The organism is Serratia sp. FDAARGOS_506 (genome assembly GCF_003812745.1).
Taxonomy (GTDB): Bacteria; Pseudomonadota; Gammaproteobacteria; order Enterobacterales; family Enterobacteriaceae; genus Serratia.
The window spans coordinates 657,187-674,969 of the sequence record NZ_CP033831.1; the positions used below are offsets into that span (position 1 = coordinate 657,187).

The 17,783-nt window shown below is 59.2% G+C and carries 15 protein-coding genes; 9 read left to right on the forward strand and 6 right to left on the reverse strand.

The window, feature by feature from the left end; genetic code table 11:
* Positions 1–109: 109 nt before the first annotated feature.
* Positions 110–808 carry an RluA family pseudouridine synthase gene (locus tag EGY12_RS03400; RefSeq protein WP_123892574.1) on the forward strand — a complete coding sequence of 233 codons (699 nt, stop codon included), beginning with the start codon at positions 110–112 and terminating at the stop codon, positions 806–808.
* 7 nt (positions 809–815) lie between these two features.
* Here EGY12_RS03400 and EGY12_RS03405 read toward each other — a convergent pair whose 3' ends face one another.
* Positions 816–1,355, reverse strand: a complete 540-nt coding sequence (locus EGY12_RS03405) for a DUF2058 domain-containing protein (protein ID WP_025160208.1) — start codon at positions 1,353–1,355, stop codon at positions 816–818.
* Between the two features lie 315 nt (positions 1,356–1,670).
* Between EGY12_RS03405 and EGY12_RS03410 the strand changes: the two genes are divergently transcribed.
* From EGY12_RS03410 to EGY12_RS03420, 3 genes are all read left to right on the forward strand, one after another.
* On the forward strand, positions 1,671–2,648 hold the full coding sequence (locus EGY12_RS03410) for a DUF1852 domain-containing protein (protein WP_123892575.1): 978 nt from the start codon (positions 1,671–1,673) through the stop codon (positions 2,646–2,648).
* Positions 2,649–2,673: 25 nt separating this feature from the next.
* Complete coding sequence (locus EGY12_RS03415) at positions 2,674–3,705, forward strand: methionine synthase (RefSeq protein WP_123892576.1); 1,032 nt, start codon at positions 2,674–2,676, stop codon at positions 3,703–3,705.
* A 171-nt stretch (positions 3,706–3,876) separates the two neighbouring features.
* Positions 3,877–5,226, forward strand: a complete 1,350-nt coding sequence (locus tag EGY12_RS03420; protein WP_123892577.1) for an aromatic acid/H+ symport family MFS transporter — start codon at positions 3,877–3,879, stop codon at positions 5,224–5,226.
* Positions 5,227–5,308: 82 nt separating this feature from the next.
* On the opposite strand, the gene mscS is transcribed toward EGY12_RS03420, so the two are convergent.
* Entirely contained in the window at positions 5,309–6,175 is an 867-nt protein-coding gene (gene mscS, locus EGY12_RS03425) for a small-conductance mechanosensitive channel MscS (RefSeq protein ID WP_123892578.1), read from the reverse strand.
* Between the two features lie 205 nt (positions 6,176–6,380).
* Between mscS and EGY12_RS03430 the strand changes: the two genes are divergently transcribed.
* Positions 6,381–7,049, forward strand: coding sequence for a DUF1345 domain-containing protein (locus EGY12_RS03430; RefSeq protein ID WP_123892579.1), 669 nt, complete (start codon positions 6,381–6,383; stop codon positions 7,047–7,049).
* A gap of 219 nt (positions 7,050–7,268) precedes the next feature.
* Here the strand turns inward: EGY12_RS03430 and fbaA are convergent, their stop codons facing one another.
* The 4 genes from fbaA to EGY12_RS03455 form a co-directional block, all read right to left on the reverse strand.
* Entirely contained in the window at positions 7,269–8,348 is a 1,080-nt protein-coding gene (gene fbaA, locus EGY12_RS03440) for a class II fructose-bisphosphate aldolase (RefSeq protein WP_025304179.1), read from the reverse strand.
* A 116-nt stretch (positions 8,349–8,464) separates the two neighbouring features.
* Entirely contained in the window at positions 8,465–9,628 is a 1,164-nt protein-coding gene (gene pgk, locus EGY12_RS03445) for a phosphoglycerate kinase (protein WP_025160206.1), read from the reverse strand.
* Between the two features lie 70 nt (positions 9,629–9,698).
* Positions 9,699–10,715, reverse strand: a complete 1,017-nt coding sequence (gene epd, locus EGY12_RS03450) for an erythrose-4-phosphate dehydrogenase (protein WP_004931582.1) — start codon at positions 10,713–10,715, stop codon at positions 9,699–9,701.
* Positions 10,716–11,028: 313 nt separating this feature from the next.
* Positions 11,029–11,988 (reverse strand): LysR substrate-binding domain-containing protein, encoded by a 960-nt coding sequence (locus EGY12_RS03455; RefSeq protein ID WP_305792269.1) that lies wholly within the window; start codon positions 11,986–11,988, stop codon positions 11,029–11,031.
* A gap of 82 nt (positions 11,989–12,070) precedes the next feature.
* On the opposite strand from EGY12_RS03455, the gene EGY12_RS03460 reads away from it, so the two are divergent.
* The 4 genes from EGY12_RS03460 to EGY12_RS03475 all read left to right on the forward strand — a co-directional run bounded on the left by EGY12_RS03460 (position 12,071) and on the right by EGY12_RS03475 (position 17,777).
* Positions 12,071–13,156: a tartrate dehydrogenase gene (locus EGY12_RS03460; RefSeq protein WP_004931578.1), complete on the forward strand. Its 1,086-nt coding sequence runs from the start codon at positions 12,071–12,073 to the stop codon at positions 13,154–13,156.
* A gap of 364 nt (positions 13,157–13,520) precedes the next feature.
* Positions 13,521–15,131: a BCCT family transporter gene (locus tag EGY12_RS03465; protein WP_123892582.1), complete on the forward strand. Its 1,611-nt coding sequence runs from the start codon at positions 13,521–13,523 to the stop codon at positions 15,129–15,131.
* A gap of 26 nt (positions 15,132–15,157) precedes the next feature.
* Positions 15,158–16,282, forward strand: coding sequence for an aromatic ring-hydroxylating dioxygenase subunit alpha (locus tag EGY12_RS03470; RefSeq protein WP_123892583.1), 1,125 nt, complete (start codon positions 15,158–15,160; stop codon positions 16,280–16,282).
* A gap of 46 nt (positions 16,283–16,328) precedes the next feature.
* Positions 16,329–17,777 carry an NAD-dependent succinate-semialdehyde dehydrogenase gene (locus EGY12_RS03475; protein ID WP_123892584.1) on the forward strand — a complete coding sequence of 483 codons (1,449 nt, stop codon included), beginning with the start codon at positions 16,329–16,331 and terminating at the stop codon, positions 17,775–17,777.
* The last annotated feature ends 6 nt before the right edge of the window (positions 17,778–17,783 follow it).

The following is a 17,783-nucleotide window of genomic DNA, read 5'->3' on the forward strand; positions in this document are numbered from 1 at the left end:
TGCCGCATCGGGTGCCAACGGGCATGAGGCGCAGTGATAACGATAACCGCATTCGCCCCTCGGTGAAAAATTCGCTATCATCCGCATCCACCTTCCAGCCGGCCGCCCGATGTCTACGATTACCGATACCTTTATCGCCCCACCATGCCATGATCAGATAGAGATTCTGTATCAGGACGACCATCTGGCGCTGATCAATAAGCCGACCGGGCTGCTCAGCCTCTCGGGCAAAAACCCGCAGAATCTCGATTCGGTACACCGCCGGCTGGTACAGACTTTCCCCGGCTGCACCCTGGTGCACCGCCTGGATTTCGGCACGTCCGGGTTGATGGTGGTGGCCCGCAACAAGGCCGTCAACGCCGCGCTCTGCCGGCAGTTCAGCGATCGCACCGTCAGCAAAGTGTACAGCGCGCTGCTCTGTGGCCATCTGGCGGATAACGAAGGGGTAATAGACGCGGCGATCGCCAAAGATCCGGCGCAGTTCCCGCTGATGTCGATTTGCGCTCTCCACGGCAAACCCGCCCGCTCCCGTTATCGGGTCATCGAGCGTTTCTATCGTGAAGCCGAGGACGGGACATCGCTGCCGCTGACGCGGGTGCAGCTCACCCCGGAGACCGGGCGCACCCACCAGCTGCGTATTCACTGCCGGCAGTTGGGCCACCCTATTTTAGGTTGCGATCTCTATGGCGGACGTCTGCTGCCGGGTACCGAACAGACGCCAAGGCTGATGCTGCACGCCAGCGAACTGGACTTCGTGCACCCCATCAGCGGAGCGCGGATAGCCGCTCGTCACGCCGCGCCGTTCTGAACGCGGCTTACCACATCAAATCGTCGGGCACTTTAAAGTCGGCGTACGGATCGTCTTCATCCTGTTCTTCCTGACTCAGCGCGCTGTGCAGCACAATGCTGGCCGCATCGCGCTGCGCGATTTTATCTGCGACGCTCGCGGGGATAATCGCGTATTCACACTCTTCGCGGTTCTCGACCACCAAGCGGGCAATGGCGAGACGGCCATTGATCAGCTGGGTTTGCGTCGCCTTATCTACCAGGATTTTCTTGATCAGGTTACCGTCGGTGAAGTTGAAACCGATATCGCCTTTCGCCAGGACGATGCGGTTCATCTCAATCAGCTGCTTCACCTGCGCCTTGTATTCTTTGGACAGCGCGGCCTGCTTCTGCTGTTCGCTCAGCTGCTTATCGCGCTCAAGCTGTGCCTTTTTATTCTCTTCCACCGCCTCTCTGGCCTCACGGGCCTGAACGCGTGATTTTTTAGCCGTTCTTTGGACTTTGGCCATTTTCTTGCTGGTTACCAAGCCCGCTTTGAGCATCTGCTCTTGTAAGGTGAGTTTTGTCATGTTCGTGTCTGAAGCCGTGGGGTCATGGGGGGATTATACCCGTAATTTTTCAGGCTGCACCAGGTGCCAGCGCACCCCGCCGGCGGTTTGCGCCGCTGGGCAACGGCGGCAAACCGGGCCGAACGCCAGATCATGAATAGCGCTCATGTGGTAATGAAATTAAGTCTCTTTCACTCCCTCCGGGACTCTGGCAAAAATAGACCTCATTAACGACAGACAATATGAAATCGGCTGAATAAAAAAAGAGAAAAACAACCCATTGAAAGAAATGGATAAATCCAGCCTTCATATCATATAACAGGATACTATAAGACGATGAATAGAGACTTTGCCTTTACGATTAAGAGCAGTTCTTTCGATGAAGACTATAACCCTTCTGAAAGTACGCGTATCACCACCAACTTCGCCAATTTGGCCAGAGGGGAAAATCGCCGGGAGAACCTGCGCAACACGCTGGTGATGATTAACAATCGCTTCAATTCGTTGGCGCATTGGGATAATCCCAAGGCCGATCGCTATTCGGTCGAGCTTGAAATCATTTCGGTTGAGATGCGTGTTGAAGATCAGGGTGCCAGCTTCCCGGTGATCGAAATCCTGAAAACCAACATTATTGATAAAAAAACGCAAAAGCGTATTGAGGGCATCGTCGGGAATAATTTCTCGTCTTACGTGCGCGATTATGACTTTAGCGTCTTGCTGCCGGCGCACAATAAAAACAAAGCGGAGTTCAACATTCCGGATGATTTCGGCGATTTGCACGGCAATATCTTTAAGCACTTCGTCAATTCAAACGAATACCATGAGAATTTCAGCAAACCGCCGGTGATCTGCCTCAGCGTGTCCAGTAAAGACACCTACTATCGGACGGGCAATCAACATCCGGTGTTGGGCGACGAGTATCGGCAAGACGGCGCTTCGCTGACCGACCGGTATTTTAAAAAAATGGGCCTGCAGGTGCGCTATTTCATGCCGAAAAATAGCGTCGCGCCCCTGGCGTTTTATTTCCCAGGGGATTTGCTGAGCGATTACACCGATCTGGAACTGATCGGCACCATCAGCACGATGGAGACCTTCCAAAAAATCTATCGGCCTGAAATTTACAATGCCAATTCGGCGGCAGGGCAATGCTATCAGCCAAGCCTGAATAACCAGGATCATTCATTAACCAAGATTGTTTACGATCGCGAAGAGCGTAGCCAGTTGGCGATTGAGCAGGGGAAATTTACGGAAGAGCAATTTATCAAACCCTACAAGCCTATTCTTGAACAATGGTCTGCTCACTACGCGCTTTGATTAACTCAAATACAGGTCATCTATTATGAAAATATTGCTCCCTACGTCGACCGCCGGCAGCTTGCCTAAACCTTCCTGGCTGGCCCAACCGGAAACCCTGTGGTCGCCCTGGAAATTGCAGAATGAAGAATTAATCGAAGGGAAACAGGATGCCCTGCGTTTGTCATTGGCTGAACAACAACAGGCCGGCATCGATATCGTCAGCGATGGCGAGCAAACGCGCCAGCACTTCGTCACGACGTTTATCGAACACCTCAGCGGCGTCGATTTCGAGAAACGCGAGGTGGTTAAAATCCGCAATCGCTATGAGGCGAGCGTGCCGAGCGTCGTGGGTGCGGTGGCGCGCCAAAAGCCCGTTTTCGTTGAAGACGCCAAATTCTTACGCCAGTTGACCAAGCAGCCGATTAAATGGGCCCTGCCGGGTCCGATGACCATGATCGACACGCTCTATGACAACCACTATAAAAGCCGCGAGAAATTGGCCTGGGAGTTCGCCAAGATCCTCAATCAGGAGGCCAAAGAGCTCGAGGCCGCCGGCGTCGACATTATTCAGTTTGACGAACCCGCATTTAATGTGTTCTTTGACGAAGTGAATGACTGGGGCATCGCCGCCCTGGAAAGGGCCGTTGAAGGGCTTAAGTGTGAAACGGCGGTACATATCTGCTATGGATACGGCATTAAGGCCAATACCGACTGGAAAAAGACGCTGGGCTCAGAGTGGCGGCAATATGAAGAGGCGTTTCCTAAACTGCAAACGTCTACTATCGATATCATCTCGCTTGAGTGCCATAACTCGCACGTCCCGATGGATCTGCTTGAACTGATTCGCGGTAAGAAAGTGATGGTTGGCGCCATTGATGTGGCGAATCATACCATTGAGACGCCGGAAGAAGTGGCCGCTACGCTGCGTAAAGCGCTGCAGTTTGTCGATGCCGACAAGCTCTATCCATCGACCAACTGCGGCATGGCTCCCCTGCCTCGTCAGGTCGCCAGCGGCAAGCTAAATGCCTTGAGTGCTGGCGCAGAGATCGTGCGCCGGGAACTGTTGGCCAAATAAACTCGCCAGCGCCTGCCGCAGGAGCCTCCTGTGGCGGGCGATTATCATCGACTTCCCCTCCCCGCAACGCCCCCACTCTGGTGTATACTCGGTTTTCTACGCGATGCCAGCCAAAGCGGCCTAAACAGCCCCTCAGCCAGCCCACACCAGCTTAATAACAGTGGACCCCTCATGAGCCCAGATACCGCTCGCATCAGCGAAATTATCGATCGCGCCAGGATCTCGCCTTATCAAATCCTCATCCTCACCCTGTGTTTCCTGATCGCCCTGCTGGACGGCTTCGATACCGCCATCATCGGCTATATCGCCCCGGCGCTGCGCGAAGAGTGGAGCCTGCAGCCTGCGCAGCTCTCCCCCGCCTTCGGTGCGGGGCTGTTCGGCCTGCTGATCGGCAGCCTGCTGTTCGGGCCGCTCGCCGACGCCATCGGCCGCAAACGCGTGCTGCTCGTCGCGGTGCTGGTGTTTGGCGGCTGTACTCTGGCTTCAGCCTATACGCATTCGATCGAATCCCTGACCTTGCTACGCTTCATCACCGGCATTGGCCTCGGGGGCGCGATACCGACCTGCATCACCCTCAGCTCGGAGTACTCACCGGCGCGCCGCCGCATGCTGATGGTCACCCTGAGCTGGAGCGGCTTTACCGCCGGGTTGGCCCTGGGCGGCCTGCTGGCCGGGCAGATCATTCCGACGTTCGGCTGGCGCGGCGTGCTGCTGGTTGGCGGCATTGCGCCGTTGGCGCTGCTGCCGCTGCTGGCCTGGCAGATGCCCGAGTCGGTACGCTTTATGGCCGCCAACGCCAAACATGCCGATCGGCTGCGCCGGGTGGTCGAGCGTATCACCGGCCGGCGTTGGACGGGAGTAACCATTGTCGATGACGAACGCCCGGCACAGGTCAAGTCGCCGATCTCGCACCTGTTTATCGAAGGGCGCGCCATGCGCACCCTGCTGCTGTGGGCGGCGTTCTTCTGCTCGCTGTTTGTGTTCTATCTGCTCACCAGCTGGCTGCCGACGATCCTCAAAGACGCCGGTTACGATATCGCCCACGCCTCGCGCATCGGCGCGATGGTGCCGCTCGGCGGCACCCTGGGCGCCATCCTGATGGCACTGCTGATGGATCGGGTCGGGCCCTACCGCGTGCTGGCCGTTTCCTACCTGGGCGCCGCGCTGGTGATTGGCGCGACCGGGTATCTGATGGGCGACGTCTCTATGCTGGCCGCCGTTGTGTTCCTGATTGGCTTCGGCGTGGCCGGCGCGCAAAACGGCCTGAACCTGGTCTCCGCCACCCTTTACCCGACCGCGGCCCGCGTGACCGGCGTCAGTTGGGCCATGGCCAATGGCCGCTTCGGCTCGATCGTCGGCTCGATGCTCGGCGCCTGGATGATGACCGCTGCCGGTTCGGCGGAAGTGTTCTTCCTCTGGCTGGCGCTGCCGGCGCTGCTGGGCGCGGTCGCCATCTTCCTGCTCTATCGCCTCAGCCTGAGCCGCCGCGCACCGCTCGCCAAGCCGGCCACCGACGCCTGATCTCGTGGAAAAGAAAAGGCCGAGACGCCTTCGATGGCGTCTCGGCCGGCAATAAAAAAGGGGGCCAAGGCCCCCTTTTCTGTTATTCCGCCTTGGCGGAAGCCTCTTCGGTGCGATACAGGTGCACGTCCATCTGCGGGAACGGAATGCCGATGTTGTGGGCATCCAGCGCGCGCTTGAAGTTTTCCATCAGATCGAAGTACACGTTCCAGTATTCCGCGTTGGTGGTCCAGGAACGGGTGACGAAGTTCAGGGAGGACGGCGCCATCTCGTTCAGACGCACGGTCACGCCTTTGGCGTGCATGATGCGCTTGTCGGCGGCGATCACATCGCCCAGTACCTTCTTCACCACGTCGATATCGGCGTTATAGGCCACGCCTACCACGATATCCACGCGGCGGTTCGGCTCACGGGAGTAGTTGATGATGTTGCCGGCGATGATTTTACCGTTCGGCACCACGATGGTTTTGTTGTCGGAAGTCCGCAGGGTGGTGGAGAAAATCTGCACCTGATCGACGGTACCGGCCACGCCGCCCAGATCGACATATTCCCCCACGCGCAGCGGGCGGAAGATCACCAACAACACGCCGGCGGCGAAGTTGGACAGCGACCCTTGCAGCGCCAGGCCAACGGCCAAACCGGCGGCACCCAGCACGGCGATCACCGAGGTGGTCTGCACGCCGACGCGCCCAAGCACCGCGATAAAGGTAAATGCCAGCACGCCGTAGCGCACGATCGCCGACAGGAAATCTGCCACCGTGGCGTCGATGCCACGCAGCTTCATCACGCGGTTCAACGCATTGCCGACCACGCGGGCCACGATCGAACCGATGATCAGGATAACGATGGCAGCGACGATATTCACCGCGTACTGGATCAACAGATCCTGATTCTTCACCAACCAGTCGCCGGCACCGTTAATGCCGTCTACTACATTCAAATCTTTCATTCGTGTCGTCCTAACTCAGCCCCTAACGGGAGAAACTCGCAAAAATACACTGGCCTCGACGGCCAGTAGGAAACCACCGCCTAAGGGTAACCAACATTAAAGGCTCATGCCAACCGTCAGCGTTAAAAATAGCCGAAACCGCCCGCCGCTTCTTCTATGCTGAGAACAGCGCGTTGGCCATTTCACGACAAGGGATCCGTTAATCATGCACATTCGCTCTTCACTCAAACACTATTGGCAAGTGCGGCCCAGGCTGCTGTTTTCCGTCGGCGCCGGGCTGCTGTGCTTTCTGCTGCTGCCCGCCCAGCTCTCGCTGTTGCAGCGCCTGATGATCGGCTGGAATACGCTGGCCTGGCTCTATCTACTGTTTCTCTGGCGGCTGATGCTGATCAGCACGCCGCAGCACATTCGCCAGATCGCCCGGCGGCAGGACGAAAGCGCCAGCATGGTGCTGACGCTGGTCAGCCTTGGTTGCCTGGTCAGTTTACTGGCGATCCTGTTTGAACTGAGCAGCGCCAAACAGGTGGCCGGCTCTTTGAAGACGCTGCATTTGCTGCTGACCGGCGCCACGCTGGTGGTCTCCTGGCTGCTGCTGCCGACCGCCTTCACCATGCACTATGCCCACCAGTTTTATCGTCAGGGCGCACAGCAGGATCCTTTGCCGCTGCTGTTCCCCGGCAACCTCACCGATCCGACCTATCTGGATTTCGCCTACTTCTCCTTCACCATCGCGGTAGCGTCGCAAACCGCCGATGTGGCGGTCGGAGCGGCGGAGGTACGTAAGGTCACCCTGCTGCAATCGGTGATCTCCTTCGCGTTCAACATGCTGATCCTGGGTTTGTCTATCAACGTCGGTGCCGGCCTGCTGGGCTGAAAACGAAAAAGGCTCCCCGCAGGGAGCCTTTAACTCACAAACCAAGGAGGAAAAAACGTGGTTTTTCCTCCTTGGTGGTCATCAGCCGAAAATCAATAAATTGATTTTCCTTATTTTTTATATTTTGCCAACGGCAAGCCAGGCAACACCATCAGGCTTGTCATAAACAAAAAGGCTCCCCGCAGGGAGCCTTGTACATCGTGCAACAGGTGCCGAAGATTACAGAACGTCTACCGCGTTCAGATCTTTGAAGGCCTGCTCCAGACGCGTCACCATGCTGGTCTGCGCTGCACGCAGCCATACGCGTGGATCGTAGTATTTCTTGTTCGGCTGATCGGCGCCTTTCGGGTTGCCCAGCTGGCCTTGCAGGTAAGCTTCGTTCGCTTTGTAGTACTGCAGGATGCCGTCCCAGGTCGCCCATTGGGTGTCGGTGTCGATGTTCATCTTGATCACGCCGTAGCCCACAGACTCTTTAATCTCTGCGTCGGTAGAACCGGAACCGCCGTGGAACACGAAGTTCAGGCTGTTGTGCGGCAGGTTGAATTTCTTGGACACGTAGTCCTGAGAATCACGCAGGATGGTCGGAGTCAGTTTGACGTTGCCTGGCTTGTACACGCCGTGCACGTTACCGAAGGAGGCAGCGATGGTGAAGCGCGGGCTGATGGCGTTCAGTTTTTCGTACGCGTAAGCCACGTCTTCCGGCTGGGTGTACAGAGCGGAAGCGTCCATATGGCTGTTGTCCACGCCATCTTCTTCACCGCCGGTGCAGCCCAGTTCAATTTCCAGCGTCATGCCGATTTTGGCCATGCGCTTCAGGTAGGCGCTGCAGATCTCGATATTTTCTTCCAGAGATTCTTCAGACAGATCGATCATGTGAGAAGAGAACAGCGGTTTGCCGGTAGCGGCGAAGTGCTTCTCGCCGGCGTCCAGCAGGCCGTCCAGCCATGGCAGCAGTTTCTTCGCGCAGTGGTCGGTGTGCAGGATCACCGGCACGCCGTAATGTTCAGCCATCTGGTGAACGTGGTGTGCGCCAGAGATAGCGCCCAGAATCGCTGCGCCCTGAGGCACATCGGTCTTCACGCCTTTGCCGGCGATGAACGCGGCGCCGCCGTTGGAGAACTGAACGATGACCGGCGCGCGCACTTTAGCCGCGGCTTCCAGCACTGCGTTGATGGAGTCGGTACCCACGCAGTTTACCGCTGGCAGCGCAAAGTTGTTCTCTTTAGCAACTGCGAAGACTTTCTGAACGTCATCACCCGTGATGACACCCGGTTTTACGAAATCAAAAATTTTAGACATGTTACTTTGTCCTGTTTCGTCGGCCGTAGATGGATGTAAATCGATGTTTTCACGCCGCGCAGCGTGAGCCGCGCGGTATAAAACAAACGGGCGGCTTTCGCCTCCCGTTGTCTGAATTACTGCTTAGCGCGCTCTTCCAGCATCACGACTGCAGGCAGCGGTTTCCCTTCAACGAATTCCAGGAATGCGCCACCGCCGGTGGAGATGTAGGAAATTTTGTCAGCGATACCGAACAGATCGATGGCTGCCAGAGTGTCGCCGCCGCCAGCGATAGAGAAAGCGTCGCTATCGGCGATCGCGCGGGCGACAATTTCGGTGCCCTTACGGAAGTTAGGGAACTCGAATACGCCAACCGGGCCATTCCACAGAATGGTCTTGGCGTTCTTCAGGATAACGGCCAGACGCTCGGCAGAGACGTCGCCCATATCCAGAATTTGCTCGTTGTCCTGGATCTCGTTGGCCTGCTTCACGGTTGCGGTCGCGGTTTCGGAGAACTCGGTCGCTACGCGCACGTCGGTCGGAACCGGGATGTCGCAGGTTTCCAGCAGTTTCTGCGCGTTCGGGATCAGGTCAGGTTCGTACAGGGACTGGCCCACGTTGTTGCCCTGCGCCGCCACGAAGGTGTTGGCGATGCCGCCGCCGACGATCAGCTGATCGGCGATTTTGGACAGGGAATCCAGCACGGTCAGTTTGGTGGACACTTTAGAACCGCCCACGATGGCGACCATCGGACGGGCCGGGTTGCCCAGGGCCTTGCCCAACGCTTCCAGCTCGGCGGACAGCAGCGGACCGGCACAGGCGACAGGCGCGAACTTGCCCACGCCGTGGGTGGAAGCCTGCGCGCGGTGTGCGGTACCGAACGCGTCCATTACGTACACGTCGCACAGCGCCGCGTATTTCTTGGACAGGGTTTCGTCGTCTTTCTTCTCGCCCTTGTTGAAACGGACGTTTTCCAGCACCACCAGTTCGCCTTCGGCGACGTCGACGCCATCCAGATAATCCTTCGCCAGACGCACTGGAGATTTCAGGTGATCTTTCAGGTAGTTGACCACAGGCAGCAGGGAGAATTCTTCGTTGTACTCGCCTTCGGTAGGACGACCCAGGTGGGAGGTTACCATCACGCGGGCGCCTTGCTTCAGCGCAGCTTCGATAGTCGGCAGGGAAGCGCGGATACGCGCGTCGGAAGTCACTTTACCGTCTTTTACCGGCACGTTCAGATCGGAGCGGATCAGTACGCGTTTACCCGCCAGATCCAGATCGGTCATCTTAATTACAGACATGGTGAACCCTCTTTATTGAATCTCTATAAAATTGCCTGAGCAGCGCGCCCGTCACGCCGGCGCCGCCGTACTAGAAACCGCTGGCGGCCATTGCCCGTGTTGTATCCAACATCCGATTGGCAAAGCCCCATTCATTGTCGCACCAGACCAAGGTCTTTATCAGGTGCTGCCCGCTGACCCGGGTCTGCGTACCGTCGACGATAGCGCTGTGCGGGTCATGGTTAAAATCGATCGAGACCAATGGTAATTCCGTGTAGTCAACTATACCACGAAATGATTCCCGTGCGGCCTTTTGCAACAGCTGGTTGACCTCCGCCACCTTCACCGCGGCGCTGACGCTGACGCTGAGATCGATAGCCGTCACGTTGATGGTCGGCACGCGCACCGAGATAGCCTCGAAGCGATCGCAAAACTGCGGGAAGATGCGGGTGATGCCCGCGGCCAGCTTGGTATCGACCGGAATGATCGACTGGCTCGCCGCGCGGGTACGCCGCAAATCCGCGTGATACGCGTCGATCACCGGCTGATCGTTCATCGCCGAGTGAATGGTGGTCACGGTGCCGGATTCGATGCTGTAGGCATCGTCCAGCAGCTTGATCACCGGAATAATGCAGTTGGTAGTGCACGAGGCGTTGGACACGATGCGATGTTCCGCCAGCAGCGTCTGATGGTTGACGCCGAACACGATGGTGGCGTCCAGATCGTTGCCGCCCGGATGGGCGAACAGCACTTTCTTCGCCCCCGCCGCCAGATGGGCTTCGCCATCCGCACGGCTGCCGTACACGCCGCTGCAGTCCAGCACCACGTCGACGCCCAGCTCGCCCCAGGGCAACTGCTCCACCGCCGGCTGATGCAACAGGCGAATCGCGTCGTCCCCGACGCTCAGCGTGTCGCACTCTTGCCGCACATCCCAGGCGAAGCGGCCGTGGCTGGAATCGTACTTCAGCAGATGGGCCATGCCCTCGGCGTTCGCCAGCTCGTTGATCGCCACCACGGAGATTTCCGCCCGTCGTCCCGATTCGTACAGTGCGCGCAATACGCTGCGGCCGATGCGGCCAAAGCCGTTTATCGCTATGCGGATGGTCATGCTGCTCCTGAAAAAGGGCCGTCCCCGCCGGGCTGACTCACCGGCGCCGGGCCGGCGCTGACTGGTTGTCTCACTAACCCGCATAGAGTAGTGGATCGCACCGCCCGCTGTGAATCGCCGCGTTTGCATTATTCCCGCGCTTCAGCGGCTTTTCGCCGCCGTCACATCGGCATTTCTGTCGAAGAGTGCTTCAACTGAAACGCTTCAGCTGAGCATAAACCAAAGTTTTGGCAAAAGGAACAGGTGCAACAGTTCCACAAGTAACGGAGGGGAGTTTTACGAGCATAAGATGATCTGGCGCACATTTTTGGCCTTAAGGCCGCGGTGGATTTTCACGTGCCGTCCCCGTTTCACCGTAGTATTCACGGAAATAGTCGCGCAAAAATTCGACCGTCACCCGCACTTTCGCCGACGTTGCCAGCCGGGAAACGTACACCGCCCAGATGTTGGCCGGCTGATAATACTCCGGCAGGATGTGCACCAACCTGCCGCTGTCGATGTTCTCTTTCACGTCCCAGGCAGAACGCAGCGCGACGCCTTGCCCGTCCAGGCACCACTGGTGCACGATTTCGCCGTGGTTCGACGCCAGCGCCCCCGTCACCTTCACCGTCTCTTCGCCGCCCGGCCCCTGCAGCCGCCACAGCCCGAACGGATGATCGCGCTCCTTAATCACCAGGCAGGCGCGGCCCGCCAGCTCAGCCGGGCTTTTCGGCATGCCGTGACGCTGCAGATACGCCGGCGAAGCACACAGGATGCGCTGGTTGTCCGCCAGCTTGCGCGCAATCAGATTAGGGGCGATATCGTCACCGATGCGAATATCCAGATCGAAGCCTTCGCTAACCAGATCCACCAGCCGATCGGACACGTCGAGCCGCAGCTCCAGCTGCGGATACTCCCGCGCAAGCGCCGACAGCGCCGGAGCCACGAAGCGCCGGCCGAAGCCAAAGCTGCTGACCACGCGCAGCATGCCCTGCGGCGCCTGACGCACCTCGGACAGCTCGTCCATCATCTGATCGACATCGTTGAGAATGCGCTGCGCCCATTCGTAGATGCGCTCGCCGTCCTCGGTGATCGCCACCCGCCGCGTGGTGCGGTGCAGCAGCGACACGTCCAGCGCCTTTTCCAACAACGCGATGCGTTTGCTGATAAAGGCCGGCGACACGCCCAGTTCTTCGGCGGCGGCGGCAAACCCGGCGCGGCGCGCCACCAGCACGAACACCCGCAGGTCACTCAGGATCGGCATATTGTTCATGATTCGTGTTTTATGTTTCACCGTTTTCGAGATTGATTAACAGTTAGTCAATTATAGGATAACAGTGTTGTCAATCTCCCCTACCTACAAATGAGACCTCTGTATGAGCAAAACTTACAAGATTGCCGCTATCCCCGGGGACGGTATCGGGCGGGAAGTGTTGCCGGAAGGCATACGGGTATTGCAAGCGGCGGCGGCGCGCTGGGATCTGTCGCTGGAATTCGACACCTTCGAGTGGGCCAGCTGCGACTACTACCAGCACCACGGCCAGATGATGCCGGACGATTGGTTTGAGCAGCTCAAGGGGTTCGACGCCATCTACTTCGGCGCCGTCGGCTGGCCGGATACGGTGCCCGATCACATTTCGCTGTGGGGCTCCCTGCTGAAATTCCGCCGCGACTTCGAGCAGTACGTCAACCTGCGCCCGGTGCGGCTGTTTCCCGGCGTGCCCTGCCCGCTGGCGAACAAGCAGCCGGGCGACATCGATTTCTACGTGGTGCGCGAAAATACCGAAGGGGAATACTCTTCGCTCGGCGGGCGGATGTTCGAAGGCACCGAACGCGAAATGGTGATCCAGGAATCGGTCTTCACCCGTCAGGGCGTGGACCGCATTCTGAAATACGCCTTCGAGCTGGCGCAGCAGCGCCCGCGTAAACGCCTGACCGCCGCCACCAAGTCCAACGGCATGGCCATCAGCATGCCGTACTGGGATGAACGCGTGGCGGAAATGGCGCGCCAGTACCCGGATATCGCCTGGGACAAACAGCACATCGATATTCTGTGCGCGCGCTTCGTGCTGAACCCCGAACGCTTCGACGTGGTGGTGGCCTCCAATCTGTTCGGCGATATTTTGTCGGATCTCGGCCCGGCCTGCACCGGCACCATCGGTATTGCGCCGTCGGCCAACCTGAATCCGGAGCGCAACTTCCCATCGCTGTTCGAGCCGGTGCACGGTTCGGCGCCGGACATTTTCGGCAAGAACATCGCCAACCCGATCGCCATGATCTGGAGCGGCGCGATGATGCTGGATTTCCTCGGCGACGGCGATGCCCGCTACCGCCAGGCGCACGACGGCATCCTGCAGGCGATCGAGCGCATCATCGCCGACGGGCCGCGCACGCCGGATATGCGTGGCGATGCCTCCACCCAGCAAGTCGGTCAGGCGATCGCCGCCCTGCTGCAACGCTAAGCATCACAGGTTTTCCTGCGCAGGGCGCGCTTTCGCGCCCTGCTTTGCCACGTCCGTTTTTCCGCTTCGATCGCCGCCGCAAATCCGCTGAAAACCACCGCAGAAAGCACGCCAATACCCCGGTCAAGATCACAACAAATTGTTTACATACTGTGTTTTATCCTTTTACAGATGCCCCAATTGTGGCCCTCCTGTAATTTGTGCACACTCGAAAATGTTAATGAAGAGTAAATATTCTCGGCCGCGTTCTGCCGGGGCGTTTGCTCCTCGCGGTGTAACAAAACAAACGGTTCAAGCCAATAAGGCCCGGACGCACCCTACGCTTCGCGCACCGGCCCACCACCGATAACAGGAGTTCACTCCCATGCAGAGCAACCCTAAAAAGGATGTCACGCTCATCGCCATCAGCCTGTGCAGTATTGCGCTGATCGCCATTTGCCTGATGCTCTTTCCGGCTCAATCCGCGCTTATCGCCAACACCATTTTCAACGGCGTCACCCGGCTGTTCGGTTCAACCATTCAAATCCTGGTGCTGATCGCCCTGCTGGTGGTGCTGTATCTGGCGTTGAGCAAATACGGCAACATCCGCCTCGGCGAAGGCAAACCGCAATACTCCACGCTGGCCTGGCTGTTCATGTTCATCTGCGCCGGCCTGGGTTCGTCCACCCTGTACTGGGGGGTGATGGAATGGGCGTATTACTATCAGACGCCGGGGCTGAACATTGCGCCGCGCACCCCAAAGGCGCTGGAATACAGCATCAGCTACTCCTTCTTCCACTGGGGCCTGAGCGCCTGGGCGACCTACGCCCTCGCCTCGCTGATCATGGCCTACCACTTTCACGTGCGTAAGAACAAAGGGCTCAGCCTGTCAGGGATTATTTCCGCCATCACCGGCGTGCGCGCCAACGGCCCGATCGGGCGGATAGTGGATCTGATTTTCCTGGTCGCCACCGTCGGCGCCCTCACCATTTCGCTGGTGCTGACCGCCTCCACCTTTACTCGCGGGCTGACGGCGCTGACCGGCATCCCCGACAATTTCGTGGTGCAGGCGACGGTGATCCTGTTGGCGGCGGTGATTTTCTGTCTCAGCTCCTACATCGGCATCGACGGTGGCATGCAACGCCTGAGTAAAATGGTCGGCTGGGGCGCTTTCGTCTTCGCCGGGCTGGTGCTGCTGGTCGGCCCCACCGAGTTCACGATCAACAACACCATCAACGCCATCGGTCTGACGGCGCAAAATTTCCTGCAGATGAGCCTGTTCACCGATCCGATGGGCGACGGCAGCTTCAGCCGCAGCTGGACGGTGTTCTACTGGTTGTGGTGGATCTCCTATACCCCGGGCGTGGCGATGTTCGTCACCCGCGTCTCGCGCGGCCGCAAGATTAAAGAAGTGATCTGGGCGCTGTTGCTCGGCAGCACCCTTGGCTGCTGGTTCTTCTTCGGCTCGCTGGAAAGCTACGCCATGCACCAGTTCATCAGCGGGCAGCTCAACGTGCCGGAGATCCTCAGCACCCAGGGCGGCGAAACCGCCGTGCAGATGCTGCTGACGGCGTTACCGCTCGGCAAGCTGTTCCTGGCCGCCTATCTGTTCATCATGATCATTTTCCTGGCCTCCCACATGGACGCGGTGGCCTACACCATGGCCGCCACCAGCACCCGTAACCTGCAGGAGGGGCAAGATCCCAGCCCGATGCTGCGCCTGTTCTGGTGCGTGGTGATTACCCTGATCCCGCTGTCGATTCTGTTCACCGGCGCCTCGCTGGACACCATGAAAACCACGGTGATCCTTACCGCGCTGCCGTTCCTGCTGGTACTGCTGGTGAAAACCTACGGTTTCGCCCGCTGGCTGAAGCAGGATTACGCGGCCATTCCGGCACACCTGATCGAAAGCAGCCCGCCGGCGCTGCCCGAGGCGCCACCGGCCGCCGAACTCTCCGCTCCATCGTCGTATCAACCGCGCCCTATGGCGAAATGACAATAAGAAAAGAGGAAGGTTAACTTATGAGCACTCTGATCCCTGAATTTACCTTACCGAAAGATTTCTGCGCCGACGCCCGCGAGGCTTACACCATTCCGGCCCGGTTCTATACCCACCAGGCGGCGTTCGAGCACGAGAAAGAGCAGGTGTTCGCCACCAGCTGGATCTGCGTGGCGCACCGCAGCGAGCTCGCCGAACCGAACGACTACATCACCCGCGAAATCATCGGTGAAAACATTCTGGTGGTGCGTGGCCGCGACAAAGTGCTGCGCGCCTTTTACAACGTCTGCCCGCACCGCGGCCATCAGCTGCTGGCGGGCGAAGGCCGAGCGAAAAACGTCATCACCTGCCCCTATCACGCCTGGGCGTTCAAGCTGGACGGCGAACTGGCGCACGCGCGCAACTGTGAAAACGTGCAGAACTTCGATAAGGAAAACTCGCACCTGATGCCGGTGCGGGTCGAAGAGTACGCCGGGTTTATTTACGTCAATCTGGACTCGCAGGCCGGCACGGTGGAAGACCAGCTGCCGGGCCTCGGCGCCAAAGTGCGCGAAGCCTGCCCGCAGGTCGACGACCTTAAGCTGGCGGCGCGCTTCGTCACCCGCACCCCGGCCAACTGGAAGAACATCGTCGACAACTACCTCGAGTGCTACCACTGCGGCCCGGCGCACCCCGGCTTCGCCGACTCGGTGCAGGTCGACCGCTACTGGCACACCCTGCACGGCAACTGGACCCTGCAGTTCGGCTACGCCCGCCCTTCCGAGCAGTCGTTCAAGTTTGAAGAAGGCAAGGAAGCCAGCTTCCACGGCATCTGGCTGTGGCCATGCACCATGTTCAACATGCCGCCGCTGGAAGGCATGATGACGGTGATCTATGAGTTCCCGGTCGATGCGGAAACCACCCTGCAGCACTACGACATCTACTTCACCAACGCCGATTTGAGCGACGAGCAGCTCAAATTGATCGACTGGTACCGCGACGTATTCCGTCCGGAAGATTTGCGGCTGGTGGAGAGCGTGCAAAAGGGCCTCAAATCGCGCGGCTATCGCGGCCAGGGGCGCATCATGGCCGACGGCGCAGGCAGCGGCGTCAGCGAACACGGCATCGCCCACTTCCACAACCTGCTGGCGCAGGTCTATCAACCCTGATGCGACGGGGCCCACGGGCCCCCTCCCCCTGACTTGTGAGGTTCTCGTGAATATTTCCGATCGGACGCTATTCCGCCAACAGGCATACATCAACGGCCAATGGCGCGATGCCGACAACCAGGAAACCCTGCCGGTGAGCGATCCCGCCACCGGCCAACTCATCGGCAGCGTGCCCAACATGGCAACGGCCGAAACCCAACGGGCGATCGACGCCGCTCAGCAGGCGCTGGAAGGCTGGCGCGCGCTGCCGGCACAGCAACGCGCGCAGCTGCTGCGCCGCTGGTTCGAGCTGATGCTGGAGCACCAGCAAGATCTGGCCAGCCTGATGACGCTGGAGCAAGGCAAGCCGCTGGCGGAGTCGCTGGGCGAGATCCGCTACGCCGCCTCCTTTATCGAATGGTTCGCCGAACAGGCCAAGCGCACCAACGGCGACATCATTCCCTCGCCGAGCAGTGATAAACGCCTGATGGTGCTAAAACAGGGCATCGGCGTGTGCGCGGCAATCACGCCCTGGAACTTCCCGGCGGCGATGATCACCCGCAAGGCCGCGCCGGCGCTGGCGGCCGGCTGCACGCTGGTGGTCAAACCCGCCAACGAAACCCCTTACTCGGCGCTGGCGATGGCCGAGCTGGCCGAACGCGCCGGCATTCCCGCCGGGGTGTTCAACGTGGTGACCGGCAACTCGCAGGCGATCGGCGCCGAGCTGACCCGTCATCCGCAGGTGCGCAAGCTGAGCTTTACCGGCTCCACGCCGGTGGGCAGGCTGCTGATGCGCCAGAGCTCGGACACCATCAAGAAAGTATCGCTGGAGCTGGGCGGCAACGCGCCGTTCATCGTATTTGACGATGCGGACATCGATGCCGCAGTAGAAGGCGCGCTGATCGCCAAATACCGCAACGCGGGGCAGACCTGCGTTTGCGTCAATCGGTTCTACGTGCAGCGCGGCGTTTACCCACAGTTTGCCGAGAAATTTGTCGCCCGCGTTGCCGCGCTACAGGTCGGCAACGGCTTCGAACCCGGCGTGCAGATTGGCCCGCTGATCAACCGCAAGGCGCGCGACAAGGTGCTGGAGTTGCTCGACGACGCGCTGAGCAAAGGCGCTCAGGTGCTGACCGGCGCCACGCCGCACGCGCTGGGCGGCAATTTCTTCACGCCGACGGTGCTGGGCGACGTGCAACCCGGTTCGCTGCTGCTGGAAGAAGAGATCTTTGGCCCGGTCGCGCCGCTGGTGGTGTTCGATGACGAAGCCGAGGCGATCCGCCAAGCTAACGACACCATCTACGGCTTGGCCGCTTACTTCTACACCCGCGATGCAGCGCGCATCTGGCGCGTTTCGGAGCGGCTGGAGTACGGCATGGTCGGCATCAATACCGGCCTTATCTCCAACGAGGTCGCGCCGTTCGGCGGGGTGAAACAGTCGGGTCTGGGGCGTGAAGGCTCCGAATACGGCATCGAAGACTATCTGGAGCTCAAATATCTGTGCCAGGCGGTATAACTTTTT